General features: G+C 36.5%; 13 protein-coding genes. 11 read left to right on the top strand and 2 right to left on the bottom strand.

All coding sequences use genetic code 11. The annotated features are described in order from the left end of the window. Positions 1-70 precede the first annotated feature (70 nt). Positions 71-568 carry a hypothetical protein gene (locus tag IQI_RS17195; protein ID WP_064093846.1) on the bottom strand — a complete coding sequence of 166 codons (498 nt, stop codon included), beginning with the start codon at positions 566-568 and terminating at the stop codon, positions 71-73. Between the two features lie 146 nt (positions 569-714). Between IQI_RS17195 and glsA the strand changes: the two genes are divergently transcribed. The 4 genes from glsA (at position 715) to pyc (ending at position 7,054) form a co-directional block, all read left to right on the top strand. Further along, positions 715-1,638 (top strand): glutaminase A, encoded by a 924-nt coding sequence (gene glsA / locus IQI_RS17190; protein ID WP_064093845.1) that lies wholly within the window; start codon positions 715-717, stop codon positions 1,636-1,638. Between the two features lie 150 nt (positions 1,639-1,788). Next, positions 1,789-2,070, top strand: a complete 282-nt coding sequence (locus IQI_RS17185) for a YlaN family protein (RefSeq protein ID WP_064093844.1) — start codon at positions 1,789-1,791, stop codon at positions 2,068-2,070. Positions 2,071-2,252: 182 nt separating this feature from the next. Further along, a complete protein-coding gene (locus IQI_RS17180) occupies positions 2,253-3,470 on the top strand; it encodes an FtsW/RodA/SpoVE family cell cycle protein (RefSeq protein WP_064093843.1) in 1,218 nt (405 codons plus the stop codon). Between the two features lie 143 nt (positions 3,471-3,613). After that, positions 3,614-7,054, top strand: a complete 3,441-nt coding sequence (pyc, locus tag IQI_RS17175) for a pyruvate carboxylase (protein WP_064093842.1) — start codon at positions 3,614-3,616, stop codon at positions 7,052-7,054. Between the two features lie 103 nt (positions 7,055-7,157). On the opposite strand, the gene IQI_RS17170 is transcribed toward pyc, so the two are convergent. Continuing rightward, positions 7,158-8,063, bottom strand: a complete 906-nt coding sequence (locus tag IQI_RS17170) for a COX15/CtaA family protein (RefSeq protein WP_064093841.1) — start codon at positions 8,061-8,063, stop codon at positions 7,158-7,160. Positions 8,064-8,684: 621 nt separating this feature from the next. Here IQI_RS17170 and cyoE point away from each other — a divergent pair. The 7 genes from cyoE to IQI_RS17135 all read left to right on the top strand — a co-directional run bounded on the left by cyoE (position 8,685) and on the right by IQI_RS17135 (position 15,269). Next, positions 8,685-9,599, top strand: coding sequence for a heme o synthase (gene cyoE, locus IQI_RS17165; protein ID WP_064093840.1), 915 nt, complete (start codon positions 8,685-8,687; stop codon positions 9,597-9,599). Positions 9,600-9,702: 103 nt separating this feature from the next. Then, a complete protein-coding gene (coxB, locus tag IQI_RS17160; protein ID WP_064093839.1) occupies positions 9,703-10,779 on the top strand; it encodes a cytochrome c oxidase subunit II in 1,077 nt (358 codons plus the stop codon). 30 nt (positions 10,780-10,809) lie between these two features. Continuing rightward, entirely contained in the window at positions 10,810-12,681 is a 1,872-nt protein-coding gene (gene ctaD, locus IQI_RS17155) for a cytochrome c oxidase subunit I (RefSeq protein ID WP_064093838.1), read from the top strand. Beyond that, positions 12,681-13,310 carry a cytochrome (ubi)quinol oxidase subunit III gene (locus IQI_RS17150; RefSeq protein WP_064093837.1) on the top strand — a complete coding sequence of 210 codons (630 nt, stop codon included), beginning with the start codon at positions 12,681-12,683 and terminating at the stop codon, positions 13,308-13,310. The genes ctaD and IQI_RS17150 overlap by 1 nt, the downstream gene beginning before the upstream one ends. 4 nt (positions 13,311-13,314) lie before the next feature. Beyond that, the gene (ctaF, locus tag IQI_RS17145) at positions 13,315-13,647 is read left to right on the top strand and encodes a cytochrome c oxidase subunit IVB (protein ID WP_064093836.1); all 333 of its coding nucleotides are present in this window, start codon (positions 13,315-13,317) and stop codon (positions 13,645-13,647) included. A gap of 172 nt (positions 13,648-13,819) precedes the next feature. Continuing rightward, a complete protein-coding gene (gene ctaG / locus IQI_RS17140; RefSeq protein ID WP_064093835.1) occupies positions 13,820-14,728 on the top strand; it encodes a cytochrome c oxidase assembly factor CtaG in 909 nt (302 codons plus the stop codon). Between the two features lie 79 nt (positions 14,729-14,807). Continuing rightward, on the top strand, positions 14,808-15,269 hold the full coding sequence (locus IQI_RS17135) for a DUF420 domain-containing protein (protein WP_064093834.1): 462 nt from the start codon (positions 14,808-14,810) through the stop codon (positions 15,267-15,269).

Raw genomic sequence — 15,269 nt, 5'->3', positions numbered from 1 at the left:
AAAAAACGATTCAGGTGTTCCTGAATCGTTTTTTTTGTTTGTGTTTTATTGGATAATATTCAATCGTTTGTTATTCAACACGAAACCCTTTAACAGATGTAATTGGGTTGTGCTGGTTAGAGCCATCTCGATAAATGATATGTATAGGACCATCTTCCCTTAATGGTTTTCCATTTTTAGAGAAAGCTAATAATAAATCATCGATTTTAGACAGGGCTATTTTATATTCATTATTTTCCGTTTCGATTACAACGGAAGTTGCTTCATTAGTAGGTTCTGCGTTCGTAAGGAAAGGAGTTAACGGAATAGCGAAGGTTCCGGAGAGAATCTTTTCCTTTTCAAATTTCTTTTCAGTTTTTAAGGTTGGTGGATAGGTGGCACCTTCTTGTATCTCTCTAGACCAATGCTTTGATATTGCTTTCGTATACTCTTCTAATTCATCAACTCGTTCATTTGGCTGATGAAAATAAGTGGTCAGGTCAATTTTTCTGTCATCGAATATCCAGACCCCCGGATCTAGTGTGATGGTGAATTTTACTTTTCCTTTAATGGGTACAATGCTTTCCACTGAAGTTTCCTCCTTTTTCTCTAGCTGATAGTACAAGTATATATGTTATAAAAAGGTTTGTCACATATAAATGAAAGCATTTACAGTGTTTCCTAACGTGGAATTAAGGGAAACTATTTAGAGAAGAAAAGGAGCGTGTGAAAAAAATGAACCACACTCAAGATTTACTTGATGATTTAATAAATCAAGCAAGGCCATTTGCGATAAAAGGTAAAGTAGCGGATTATATTCCTGCTCTAAGTGATCAGGACCCAACTGATTTAGCTATTTGTATATACTCTTTAGATAACACCTCATTTTATAGTGGGGATTATATGAAAAAATTCACTTTACAAAGTATTTCCAAAGTCATTACTTTGGCTTTGGTCTTAATGGATTATGGGGAAGAAAAAGTGTTTTCAAAGGTGGGAATGGAACCAACGGGAGATCCATTTAATTCAATAGCAAAGCTCGAAACTCATAAACCTTCAAAACCTCTAAATCCAATGATTAATGCAGGAGCTTTGGCAGTAACCAATATGATCAAAGGTGATACGGTTATTGAGAAATGGGATAGGTTACTTGAATTTATTTGTCACTTAACAGGAGAAAAGGTTTCGTACAATGAAGATGTGGCTTATTCAGAATTACAAACAGCAAACTTAAATCGTTCCCTTTGCTATTTTATGAAACAACACGGAGTTATAACTGGTAATGTTGAAGATTTACTTGTTCTTTACACTAAACAATGTGCCGTTGAGATGAACTGTGTTGATTTAGCAAAAATTGGAGCGGTGTTTGCTAATGATGGTATAGATCTCGAAACAGGTAGGCAAGTCATCTCGAGAGATGTTGCCCGTATTTGTAAGACATTTATGGTTACATGTGGGATGTACAATAGTTCTGGTGAATTTGCAATTAAAGTAGGCATCCCTGCAAAGAGTGGAGTGTCCGGAGGGATAATGGGTTCTGTGCCGGGGAAATGTGGAATCGGAGTCTTTGGACCTGCGCTAGATGAAATAGGAAATAGCAGTGGCGGCTTAAAGCTTTTGGAAATGCTCAGTACTAAATATTCATGGAGTATTTTTTAAAGGAGTAATACAATCTTGAAGCTCTAAAATAAACAAGTGATAAAACTTACTCATTCCTAACAAAAACACTTATTTTTCTTGCAATTTTAGCGGATTAACGATAAAATTTTAAGACAGGAATGCTATTTGTTCGGAATGGGGGGGATCACTGTGGCGTCAGAAATGACAGTTAATCATCGAGAAAAAGCCTATGAATTATTAAAGGCCGACGCAGAAAAGATTTTACAACTTATAAAAGTACAAATGGATAATTTAACGATGCCCCAATGCCCTCTTTATGAGGAAGTGTTGGATACCCAAATGTTCGGATTATCCCGTGAAATAGAATTTGCAGTCCGATTAGGGCTAGTAGACGATGTAGATGGAAAAGAGCTTATTGATTCTTTAGAAAGACAACTTTCTGCCCTTCATGAAGCATCTACAAAAAAGTAAAATAGTCATGACAACTCAAACAATACATCGTTCTGTTGTTTGAGTTTTTTTGTTTATGATGATTCCATAAGCAGCTACATAATATTGAACCATTACATAATTTTTATAGTAATTTCGTGAAGAAAAATTCGGATTTGAAAATCGAGCATAGAAACAGAATAATAAAAAGGGTTGAAAATGTCATGATTAAAAAAATTTTAAAGTCCTATGACTATTCATTAATAGCTGTATATTTATTTTTATGTTTGTTTGGCTTAGTTATGATTTACAGTGCAAGTATGGTTATGGCTGTTGAACGGTTTGGTTGGGACAGTGACCATTTTTATAAAAGGCAATTGATTTTTATAGTAATTGGATTTATTGCTTTTACAGCAGCAGCATGGTTTCCATACAAAGCATTTAAGGTAGGAATCATTATAAAGCCATTTATGTTTGTCATTATCGGGTTATTGTTTGCAGTACATATTATTGGTACAGAAGTAAATAATGCTAAAAGTTGGATAGATGTTGGAATTATGAATATTCAACCTTCTGAGTTTGCAAAACTTGCTGTTATCATTTATCTTGGATCGGTTTACTCTAAGAAACAAAGTTATATAGACGATTTTAACAAGGGACTAGCTCCACCACTTTTATTTCTGGGATTTATTTGTTTCCTCGTTTTTCTTGAGCCGGATTTTGGTACCGCAGCTATCATATTTGCCATAGGAATGATTGTAATCTTATGTTCAGGTATAAGTTTTAAAACGTTCTTCAAGTTAGCTGGGGTAGGTATAGGTTTTTTCCTGATCCTATCACCAGTCATCTATTTAGCTAGGGGATTTATTTTTACAAAGGAAAGACTTAGCAGAATTGAAGCATATTTATCCCCCTTTAAATATGCTCAAGGTGAGGGCTACCACTTGGTTAACTCCTATTTGGCCATTGGTTCAGGTGGAATAAAGGGGTTAGGTTTAGGGCAAAGTGTTCAGAAACTAGGGTATCTACCCGAACCGCAAACGGATTTTATCATGGCGATTATCGCCGAAGAGCTTGGTGTGTTTGGAGTAAGTTTTGTTATTTTAGGGCTCTCGTATATTGTTCTTAGAGGGATTTATACAGGAGTTAAATGCCAGGATCCTTTCGGTACGATGTTAGCTATTGGAATCTCAAGTATGATTGGAATCCAAGCATTCATCAATTTAGGTGGTGTGTCAGGATTAATTCCAATCACAGGTGTCCCCCTTCCGTTTATTAGCTATGGAGGTTCTTCACTATTAGTGTTATCACTTTCCATGGGAGTACTTGTAAATGTCTCTATGTTTGTTAAATATGAAGAAAAATATAAAACAAAGCAGGAAAATAGTCCACCAACGGAGAATAGGAATACAAGCGGTAAAATATATGGGTTAAAAATGTAGTTTTGAAAGAATAATGATCTAAATGATAAGTCTAGGGTCTGCCCCCTAAGGTACTTTTAGTATCGTTCTTTGGGTCAGCCCTTTTTTCATAGACTGCTTAATGAAAGATTTTCAATCATGAACAGCTAAAAGGAGAGAGTGTATTGAAGAAAATTCAAAAAGTACTAGTAGCTAATCGTGGAGAAATTGCTATCCGCGTGTTCCGGGCTTGTACGGAACTAAATATTAGAACAGTTGCAATCTATAGTAAGGAAGACTCTGGAGCATATCATCGATATAAAGCTGATGAAGCATATTTAGTTGGTGAAGGAAAGAAGCCGATAGATGCTTATCTGGATATAGAAGATATCATTAGAATCGCTAAGAAAGCGGATGTAGATGCTATTCACCCAGGCTATGGTTTTTTATCAGAAAACATTCATTTTGCCAGAAGATGTGAAGAAGAAGGGATTACCTTTGTAGGGCCTCATACAAAACATCTGGATATGTTTGGAGATAAAGTGAAGGCTCGACACCAAGCTCAGTTAGCCAATATTCCAGTTATTCCTGGTAGCCCAGGCCCTGTTTCTACTTTAGAAGAGGTCATTAGCTTCGGGAAGGATAATGGGTTCCCAATAATCATTAAAGCTTCTTTAGGTGGTGGCGGACGTGGTATGCGTATTGTCAGAAACCTTGAAAGCTTGAAAGAAGCATACGAACGTGCAAAATCTGAAGCAAAAGCAGCATTCGGTAATGACGAAATTTATGTTGAGAAATTTGTTGAGAATCCAAAGCATATTGAAGTGCAGATTCTAGGAGACGAGGAAGGGAATATTGTTCATTTATATGAACGAGATTGTTCAATTCAAAGACGCCACCAAAAGGTAGTTGAAATAGCTCCTTCTGTTTCCTTACCTGAAAAGTTAAGAGAGGACATATGTGATGCAGCAGTTCGATTGATGGAAAACGTAAAATATGTTAACGCTGGTACAGTTGAGTTCCTGGTAGCTAATAATGAATTTTATTTTATCGAAGTGAATCCACGAGTTCAGGTGGAACATACGATCACTGAAATGGTAACAGGCGTGGACATTGTTCAATCACAGCTATTAATTGCTGAGGGACATTCCTTACATACGAATAAATTAGGCATACCGGTTCAGGAGAATATTCGTACAAATGGATTCGCTATTCAGTCGCGTGTCACAACGGAAGACCCATTAAATAATTTCATGCCTGATACAGGAAAGATTATGGCTTATCGTTCAGGAGGTGGCTTTGGAGTTCGTTTAGACGCTGGAAACGGATACCAAGGTGCAGTCATCACACCGTATTACGATTCTTTACTTGTGAAGCTTTCAACATGGGCGTTAACCTTTGAACAAGCTGCATCCAAAATGGTCAGAAATCTTCAAGAATTTAGAATTCGTGGAATAAAAACAAATATTCCTTTTTTAGAGAATGTAGTTAAACATGAAAAGTTCATAACTGGGGAGTATAATACTTCTTTTATTGATAAAACTCCAGAATTATTTATTTTCCCTAAACGTAAAGATCGTGGAACAAAGATGCTTGCGTATATTGGAAATGTAACAGTTAATGGATTCCCTGGAATCGAAAAAAAGAAAAAACCAGTTTTTACAAAGCCTAGAATTCCATCACTTCAGTCTTTAAATGATTTTCAACCTGGTACTAAGCAAATATTAGACCAACATGGTGCAGAAGGATTGGTTAATTGGGTGAAGGATCAAAAATCAGTTCTTTTAACCGATACGACGTTTAGGGATGCTCATCAGTCTTTACTTGCCACTCGTGTTAGAACGAATGATTTAAAGCAGATTGCTGAACCTACCTCAGAGTTGCTTCCAGATATGTTCTCCTTTGAAATGTGGGGAGGAGCAACGTTCGATGTTGCCTATCGTTTTTTAAAGGAAGACCCATGGAATCGACTGCTTACGATGAGAGAAAGAATACCAAATGTATTATTCCAAATGCTGCTTAGAGCTTCAAATGCTGTAGGATATAAAAATTATCCCGATAACGTAATTAAAGAATTTGTTGAAAAGTCTGCCTATGCTGGAATCGATGTTTTCAGAATCTTCGATAGTTTAAACTGGGTAAAAGGAATGGAAGTTGCTATAGATGCTGTAAGACAAAGTGGAAAAGTTGCAGAAGCAGCTATTTGCTATACAGGTGACATTGAAGATCCGACTCGAACGAAATATAGCATCGACTATTACAAAAATTTAGCTAAAGACTTAGAAGGAAGCGGAGCGCATATATTAGCAATCAAAGATATGGCAGGGTTATTAAAACCTCAAGCTGCTTATCGCTTAATATCTGAATTGAAAGATACGGTGAATATCCCTATTCACTTACACACTCATGATACTAGTGGAAATGGTATTTATACGTATGCAAGAGCCATTGAAGCAGGAGTAGACATCGTTGATACTGCACTTAGTACTATGGCAGGACTAACATCTCAACCAAGTGCTAACTCCCTTTATTATGCGTTAAAAGGTACCGAGCGTGAACCTAAATTGAATATTGATTCACTTGAAACACTGTCGCACTATTGGGAAGACATTCGTAAATATTATGTGGATTTTGAAAGTGGAATGATGTCTCCACATTCTGAAGTCTATAAGCACGAGATGCCAGGAGGTCAATACAGTAATCTTCAACAACAAGCAAAAGCAGTGGGCTTAGGGCATCGCTGGGAAGAAGTAAAAGAAATGTACGCACGAGTAAATCATCTTTTTGGAGATATTATAAAGGTTACTCCTTCTTCTAAAGTTGTCGGAGATATGGCATTATTCATGGTTCAAAATGATTTATCAGAAATAGATGTAATTGAAAAAGGTGAAAAAATTGATTTCCCTGATTCAGTTGTTGAGTTGTTTGAAGGATATCTTGGTCAGCCTCACGGGGGCTTCCCGGATGACCTGCAAAAGGTTATTTTAAAAGGGCGCTCACCATTAACTGTTCGACCTGGAGAGCTCTTAGATGATGTGGATTTTTCAACATTAAAAGAAGAACTTTATGAAGAACTTCGTCGCCCTGTGACAAGCTTTGATGCACTAGGCTATGCCTTATATCCAAAAGTCTTTAAGGAGTATGCTCACACGATGGAGCAATTCGGTGATATTTCAGTTCTCGATACACCAACATTCCTTTTTGGTATGAGGCTTGGAGAGGAAATTGAAGTAGAAATAGAAACGGGTAAGACATTGATCGTTAAACTAGTTTCAATTGGTCAAGCGCAAGCTGATGGTACCAGAATCGTATACTTTGAGCTCAATGGTCAACCTCGTGAAATTGTAATTAGGGATGAAAGCATCAAATCTACCGTTGCTACAAAGATGAAAGCAGATCCTAAAAATGACAGTCATATTGGTGCATCTATGCCTGGTACAGTCATAAAGGTTATTGCTGAAAAAGGAGAAAAGGTGGAGCGAGGCGATCATATAATGATCACTGAAGCCATGAAAATGGAGACCACTGTTCAAGCTCCATTTGCTGGTGTGATTAAAGATATATATGTTCAAAATGGGGATGCTATTAGCCCTGGAGATTTATTGATAGAAGTACAAAAAGCGTAAGAGTGGACATTAAATAGGTTGAAAAAGCGTTTTTAGACTTAAAAAGGTCAGAGAATTTATTCTCTGACCTTTTTTGTGAGCTATATTAGAAAATTTTTATTGGTTATTTTTGAAGACGACTACGGGATGCCAACAAGTTAAAGTAACATAGCAGTCCAAATAAGCAGGCGATAATAAGAGCGTGTAATAAAGCAATTCCGAGATTTAGTCGAGTGAACACGATTAAGGCCCCTGATATTACTTGAAGAGAAACTAGCGTAAATGCAATGATCCATCCCCAATAGATGACTTTTTGATGCTTATGTTCTTTTATGGCCAAATACGTAATATAAGCTATCCAGATAAAGATTAATCCCGCTGCCATTCGATGGCCCATTTGAACCCACTCGTATAAATTAGTGGGGAGGCTAGGGGCTGAGTTTACACATAATGGCCAATCCTTGCAAACAAGGCTTGAGTTTGTATGTCGTACTAAAGCTCCTGTATAAACCACAATATAACTATACAATGTGACACCCACCATATGAAATCTCATACGTTTGTCAATCACTAAATTGTTTGCGTCAAATTTTTGATCCACTTCAAAAATAAGCAGGGTTAATAATAATATAGAAGCAAAAGATAAAAGCGAGATGCCAAAGTGTAATGCCAATACAAAGTCAGATTGTCCCCATACAACTGCTGCTGCACCAATTAGACCTTGAAGCACAATAAAAAAGAAAGATAGTATGGATAAAAATTTGGTTTCCCGCTTATACCCTATTGACTTCCATGACCATACTGATAAGGCTAATACCAACAAACCCACTCCACCAGAAACAACGCGATGAGCCAGTTCAATAACAAGTTCAATCGTTATATTACTAGGAATTAATTGCCCATGACATAGTGGCCAGGACCGTCCGCAACCCATTCCTGATTCAGTTTTTGTCACAAGAGCTCCACCTAAAAGAACAAATAACATGCCAAGAGTAGTAAGAACGGCAAGCCATTTTAAACCTTTATGCAATCTATTCACCTTCTTAACTAATAGACTCTACACACTTTCTATAAGATAAAATACTAGAAAAATATATATGCCTTTACGATAATACATAAAAGACACAGAAAACTCAACCGATAAAATGTTACAGAATCTTGATTATTTCTAATTTAATATGCAGTATGTTCAATCTTATATAGGCGCTTGAAAAGTATGAGTAACTCAAACCAATAAAATCAATGGTTGTATACTTTGTACCATTATTTAGACCGAAAGTAGAGAAGAATTGTCTAAAAAATGACATTAGCTATTTACGTACCATAAAATGACAATTAGTGAAGAAATTATACTAATTTATAGAAATGTGAAATCTGGAAGCGCTTATTTCATATTTGTGATATGATGGGTTTAAAATGTTTGTAATATGATGAAGAATTCCTGATGAATTTCTTTCTTCACAATTTCTTCACAATATTGTTCATTTCACTCCCAAAAAGGAAAAAATATATGGTTTAATATTATATTGATAGCATATATACTATTTCTATCTATGCATGATTCATTAAAGAGAGATAGTAATGGTTATGCATTTCCTTTATAGTATAGAGGTAGTATAAGCCTCTGGCGTTTAAAGAGAGGAGGAGAAAAATGTCTAATAGTCGTACGATGGCAAATTTAGAAGAAGCTGATATAACAGCCACAACTGTTTGGAAAGATTTTTTATCATTAATAAAAATTGGAATCGTTAATTCTAACCTTATTACAACTTTTACAGGAATGTGGTTAGCATTTTATTTTACAAATACACACTTTCTAAATTCTCTCGATGTTATATTCCTTACTTTAATTGGATCATCCCTTATCATTGCAGGTTCATGTAGTATAAATAATGTATATGATCGAGATATAGATCATCTCATGGAACGAACGAAGGGAAGACCGACTGTAACTGGGAAAATTAACGGACCTAAAGCATTAGGCCTTGGGTTATTGATGATTACTATCGGTACTATCATGTTGTTTATGACAACTGTTACAGCAGGTGTAATTGGAATTATAGGAGTCTTTAGTTACGTTGTATTATATACAATGTGGTCAAAACGAAAGTATGTTAGTAATACTATTGTAGGAAGTATATCAGGTGCTGTTCCACCATTAATTGGATGGGCTGCGGTAGATGCAAATCTAGATTTAATAGCATGGGTATTGTTTTTAATGATGTTCATATGGCAACCACCACACTTCTACGCTTTAGCAATGAAGAGAGTGGAAGAATACAGAGCAGCGAATATACCAATGCTTCCAGTAGTGAAGGGATTTGCTAAAACGAAGCACCATATTGTCGCTTGGGTTGCAGCCCTTTTACCACTACCTTTCTTTTTGATGGATTTGGGAATGTTCTTCTTTGTATTAGCAACAGCTTTCAATATTGGCTGGTTAGCCCTTGGGTTAGCAGGTTATAAAATGAAAGATGATATAAAATGGTCAAAACTTATGTTTGTTTATTCTCTTAATTATTTGACCATCTTGTTTGTAGCTATGGTTATTGTTACCGTACTATAAAAAATGTGGGAATTCTTTCTGATAAGAAATCCAAATAGATATTTTTATGAGTCCTTGTTTTATTCAAAAAGTACATTACATGAAAGAGGGGTTTGATTAAGCTATGAAAGCAAGGCTATCTAAGTGGCGCTTATTCTCAATTGTAGCAATGATGGCGCTAGTTCTTTCTGGTTGTGGAGAGCCGTTTTTATCCACATTACAGCCAGCTGGTGAAGTAGCACAGTCACAATATGATTTAATGATACTGTCAACGTTAATAATGGTATTAGTAATCATTGTAGTAGTAATCGTTTATATGGTTGCGATCATTCGTTTCCGTAGAAAAAAAGGAGATACTACTATTCCTAAACAAGTTGAAGGAAGCCATACATTAGAAATTGTGTGGACAGTAATCCCAATTATCCTTCTACTGATTCTTGCCGTTCCTACTGTAACGTCTACATTCGAATTAGCTGACACAAAAGCTATGGAGAAGAAAGATAAAGATGGAAACCGTGAAGTATTAGTTGTCAATGTACGTGCTAATCTTTATTGGTGGGAATTTGAATACCCTGATCAAAAAATCATTACTTCTCAGGAACTGGTAGTTCCTACAGATGAAAGGGTTTATTTTAATGTCACTGCTTCAGATGTAAAGCATTCATTCTGGATTCCAGCTGCTGGAGGTAAGATTGATGCAAACGTTGATAATCAAAATACTTTCTTCCTTGAGTTTGATGGTCAAAAGTCTGATGAAGCTGGTGGATTATTCTACGGGAAATGTACTGAACTTTGTGGACCATCTCATGCAATCATGGACTTTAAAGTAAAAGCACTTCCGAAAGATGAGTTTACAGCATGGGTAGAAGATATGAAAAATGCAGCAGAACCTAAACCGACTACTGCAAAAGCAAAACAAGGACAAGAAATCTTCAACCAAAAATGCTTAGCTTGTCACGCAGTTTCACCACAGGATGGACGTCCAGAAGTTGCTCGTAAAGCACCAAACCTGGCTAATTTCGGTGAACGTTCTCGTATTGCAGGCTTTTTAGATCACAATGAAGAAGAACTTAAAAATTGGTTAAAAGACCCTGAGCAGTATAAGCCAGGAAACACAATGACAGGTACATATGGTAACCTGAATGAAGAAGAACTGGATGCCCTTGCAGAGTACCTTATGGGCTTAAAGGTTCAAGAATAATAGGGGATTAGTAAAAAGGGAGGTTTAATCGTGAGTAGCTATGCACAGAAAAAAGGCTTCGGAGCGACTGTATGGGATTATTTAACTACAGTAGACCATAAAAAGATCGCCATCCTTTACCTAATGGCAGGAGGATTTTTCTTCTTAGTTGGTGGTCTGGAAGCTCTTATCATTCGTATACAACTTGCAGTGCCTAACAATGATTTTGTTAGTGCAGGTTTATACAACGAAATATTAACAATGCACGGTACAACGATGATTTTCTTAGCGGCTATGCCGTTGATATTTGCATTTATGAATGCTGTTGTACCATTACAAATTGGTGCTCGAGACGTAGCGTTTCCTTTCCTAAATTCATTAGGTTTTTGGTTATTCTTCGCTGGGGGAGTATTCCTTAACCTTTCTTGGTTCTTAGGCGGAGCGCCTGATGCAGGGTGGACTTCCTATGCATCGCTTTCATTACATTCAAAAGGTCATGGTATTGACTTCTATGTATTAGGATTACAGATATCGGGTGCAGGTACCTTAATTGGTGGTATTAACTTTCTAGTTACCATCATTAATATGCGTGCTCCAGGTATGACATATATGCGTATGCCACTGTTTACGTGGACAGTATTTGTTACATCTGCTCTTATTCTATTTGCTTTCCCTGCATTAACTGTAGGATTATTCTTAATGCTATTTGATCGTATGTTTGGATCAAATTTCTTCGATGTAGCAAATGGAGGGAACACCATTATATGGGAACACTTCTTTTGGATCTTTGGTCACCCGGAAGTGTACATTCTTGTTTTACCAGCCTTTGGAATATTCTCTGAGATTATTCCACATTTCTCAAGAAAACGTTTATTTGGTTACTCTTCCATGGTTTTCGCAACAGTCCTAATCGGTTTCTTAGGATTCATGGTATGGGCTCACCATATGTTCACAGTAGGTCTAGGACCGATAGCAAATGCTATCTTCGCAGTTGCTACAATGGCGATTGCCGTTCCAACTGGAATTAAAATCTTTAACTGGCTTCTCACTATGTGGGGAGGAAGCATAAGTTTTACGACTCCTATGCTTTATGCAGTAGCTTTCATTCCTACATTCGTTGCAGGTGGAGTTACAGGGATCATGAACGCAGCTGCAACAGCAGACTATCAGTTCCATGATACTTACTTCGTAGTAGCTCACTTCCATTATGTAATCGTTGGTGGAGTAGTATTTGCCTTATTAGCAGGTGTTCATTACTACTGGCCGAAGATGTTTGGAACAATGTTAAATGATTTCTTAGGAAAGATTGGCTTCTGGCTATTCTTCTTCGGGTTCCATTTAACATTCTTCATTCAGCATTTCCTTGGCTTAATGGGAATGCCACGTCGTATTTGGAAGTTCTTACCTGGTCAAGGGTTAGAAACTGGAAACCTTATCAGTTCCATTGGAGCAGGTTTCATGGGTGTAGCCGTTCTTGTTATTGTGTATAACGTTATTTCGACTCAAGTTAAAGGAGTAAAAGTATCGAATGATCCTTGGGGAGATGGACGTACCATTGAATGGGCAATTCCATCACCACCACCATTCTATAACTTTAAGCAAACCCCACTAATCCGTGGATTAGATGCGTATTGGTTAGAGAAAATGGAAGGGAAGAAGGATCTTACACCAGCAGAACCAATTGGGGATATTCATATGCCTAATAACTCCATTTTACCGGTTATTATTTCACTAGGATTATTTATAGCTGCGTTTGGAGCTATGTATCATCCTGATGGAGACAAAGCATGGGCAATTCCTGTTCTGATTATCGGTATGTTAATCACTTTAGGTGGAATGTTCTTACGTTCTGTTGTGGATGATCATGGATACCATGTTCATAAAGAAGACTTAATGGATGACGATAAAGGGGGTAAGGCATAATGCACGCGGAAGAAAAATACACGCCGAAGACCTGGCCAGCCTCCCCTGAAAAGGCTACCCTTGAGGGGAAAAATAAATTTATGGGCTTCTGGTTCTTCCTTGGTGGAGAAACAGTTTTATTCGGTTCATTATTTGCAACATACTTAGCACTTAAAGACAAAGTTCCAAGTGATTCACATGCTCTTGCAGCTGATATCTTTGAACTTCCATTAGCATTTTTAGCAACAATGTTACTTCTTACAAGTTCTCTTACAAGTGTTTATGCAATGTACCATATGAAGAATTATAATTTTCAACGCATGCAAGCTTGGTTATTAATTACGGTTCTTCTTGGTGCTGGCTTCCTTGGATTAGAAATTTACGAGTTTAATCATTATGTTCACGAATTCGGACATACTTTTACTAGTAGTGCATTCGGTTCATCCTTTTATACATTAGTAGGATTCCATGGTGGCCACGTAGCTTTCGGTCTATTGTGGATTACGAGTTTAATGCTTCGTAATGCTAAACGTGGTTTAAACCTTTACAATGCTCCTAAGTTCTATTTAGCGTCTCTATATTGGCACTTTATCGACGTTGTATGGGTATTTATCTTTACAGTAGTATACTTAATGGGAATGGTGGGATAAACTGATGGCGAATCAACAATCAAATTCAGGTAACCCAAGTGTAGATTACGAATATCGTCGTAAGAAAAATGCAGAAGACATGAAAATGCAGGTTGCATCATTTATGTTAATGATTTTCTTAACATTAGTAGCATTTATTGCAGTAGCAGGAGATTTTGATAAGTACTTTGTTGTACCATTCATTCTTTTGCTTGCAGTAGTGCAACTTATCTTTCAACTTTATTACTTCATGCACATGAGTCATAAAGGTCATGAAGCTCCTGCATTATTCTTGTATTCTGGAGCACTTGTTGCAGGTATCACAGTATTAGCATTCGTAACGATTGTATGGATCTAATGAATAGAAAGTCAGTCACACTTTTTGTGACTGGCTTTTTTCATTGATTGGGTAGCTTTCTAATTGAAGACCGCAACTAAATTGTCAAGAACTTGTCATTACCTTACATTGAAGTAAGGTACGGATGTAAGTATAATGGGATTAGGTGTTTAATGTGAAATGAGGTGAGAAGATGCCATTAGGTATTTTTGGATTTATGGCTTTATGGAGCCCTTTCTTTATCATAACGTTAGTTTTTATAACGGTTGTTTATTTTTTGATTACAATAAAATGGAGAGATAGTTTTAAGGAAAGCAGTAAGTTAACCCGTAAAGAAGCGTCTTTCTTTCTATTATCAATGATACTTCTATATGCAATTAAAGGATCTCCAATAGAAGTATTAAGTGGAATATTGTTTTCAGCCCATATGACTCAAATGGCGTTATTATACTTAGTCTTTACTCCACTACTGATTTTAGGTATTCCAAATTGGTTATGGAGAGAAACGATTCAGCTTCCAGTATTGAGACAAATTTTCAGCTTCATGACAAAGCCATTAATATCATTACTTTCATTTAACTTACTTTTTTCAATCTATCATATTCCATTAGTATTTGATCATGTTCGAACGGATATTACCCTACACGGAATATTTACATTTATCTTATTTGTTTTAGCAGTATTTATGTGGTGGCCGTTAATTAATCCGGCAGAGGAAGATTTTGAGTTGAGTGGATTAAAGCGAATCGGATATATATTAGGAAGTGCAGTGTTACTGACACCTGCATGTGGACTCATTATCTTTGCGGAAAACCCTTTATATGCTACGTATTATGATTCAAATCAATGGCTCAAAGCTTTAGCCTTATGTGTACCGGTTGATACTCTTCAGGGCTTGACTCTTTCAGGTCCGGAATTGTTCACTTCATTGTCGACAAAGAATGATCAACAGCTTGGTGGAGTTCTGATGAAAATTGTTCAAGAAATTGTCTTCGGTGTAGTACTGTTTAACTTATTTTTTCAATGGTATAGAAAAGATCAGGAGCAGCAGGAGAATCTTTCATATAACCCTAAAGTAGATACCACTCTATCAGAAAGATAAACATCGATTAGGATGACAAGTGTCATTCTAATCGATACATAATTACCTTTAGAATTTTGAAGAAAAGAGAGGAACACATATGGATTTACCAATATTACCTACCCTCAGTACAAGCTTTATTGTATTAAGTGCTATAACAGTTGCTATCGGATGGGTACAAATTAAACAAAGAAAGATCGAACAACATCAAAAGACCATGACTTTAGCAGGGATTTTTGCCTTAACCTTTTTTATCATTTATTTAAGTAGAACCATCTTTATTGGTAATACTTCTTTTGGTGGCCCAGACAATATCAAGATTTATTATACGATCTTTTTGGTTTTTCATATCACATTAGCTACAACTGGTGCCGTATTCGGTTTAATGAGTTTATGGACAGGATATAAACAACGTTTAGCCAGACATAGGAAGTTAGGACCGATTACAAGCTTTATTTGGTTCTTTACTGCCATTACTGGTGTTGCAGTTTACCTGCTCTTATACGTGTTCTATAAAGGTGGAGAAACCACTTCCGTAATAAGAGCCATATTAGGATACTAA

Origin of the sequence: Rossellomorea aquimaris TF-12, assembly GCF_001648555.1 — a bacterium.
GTDB lineage: Bacteria > Bacillota > Bacilli > Bacillales > Bacillaceae_B > Rossellomorea > Rossellomorea aquimaris.
The sequence above is the reverse complement of the archived record's forward strand: the minus strand, read 5'-3'. Positions and strand labels throughout refer to the sequence as shown.

Excerpts from the sequence above, each read along its gene's own strand:
- IQI_RS17135 (WP_064093834.1), top strand. The coding sequence starts at position 14,808 with ATGGATTTACCAATATTACCTACCCTCAGTACAAGCTTTATTGTATTA.
- ctaG (WP_064093835.1), top strand. The coding sequence starts at position 13,820 with ATGCCATTAGGTATTTTTGGATTTATGGCTTTATGGAGCCCTTTCTTT.
- coxB (WP_064093839.1), top strand. The coding sequence starts at position 9,703 with ATGAAAGCAAGGCTATCTAAGTGGCGCTTATTCTCAATTGTAGCAATG.
- glsA (WP_064093845.1), top strand. The coding sequence starts at position 715 with ATGAACCACACTCAAGATTTACTTGATGATTTAATAAATCAAGCAAGG.
- cyoE (WP_064093840.1), top strand. The coding sequence starts at position 8,685 with ATGTCTAATAGTCGTACGATGGCAAATTTAGAAGAAGCTGATATAACA.
- IQI_RS17150 (WP_064093837.1), top strand. The coding sequence starts at position 12,681 with ATGCACGCGGAAGAAAAATACACGCCGAAGACCTGGCCAGCCTCCCCT.
- ctaF (WP_064093836.1), top strand. The coding sequence starts at position 13,315 with ATGGCGAATCAACAATCAAATTCAGGTAACCCAAGTGTAGATTACGAA.
- IQI_RS17180 (WP_064093843.1), top strand. The coding sequence starts at position 2,253 with ATGATTAAAAAAATTTTAAAGTCCTATGACTATTCATTAATAGCTGTA.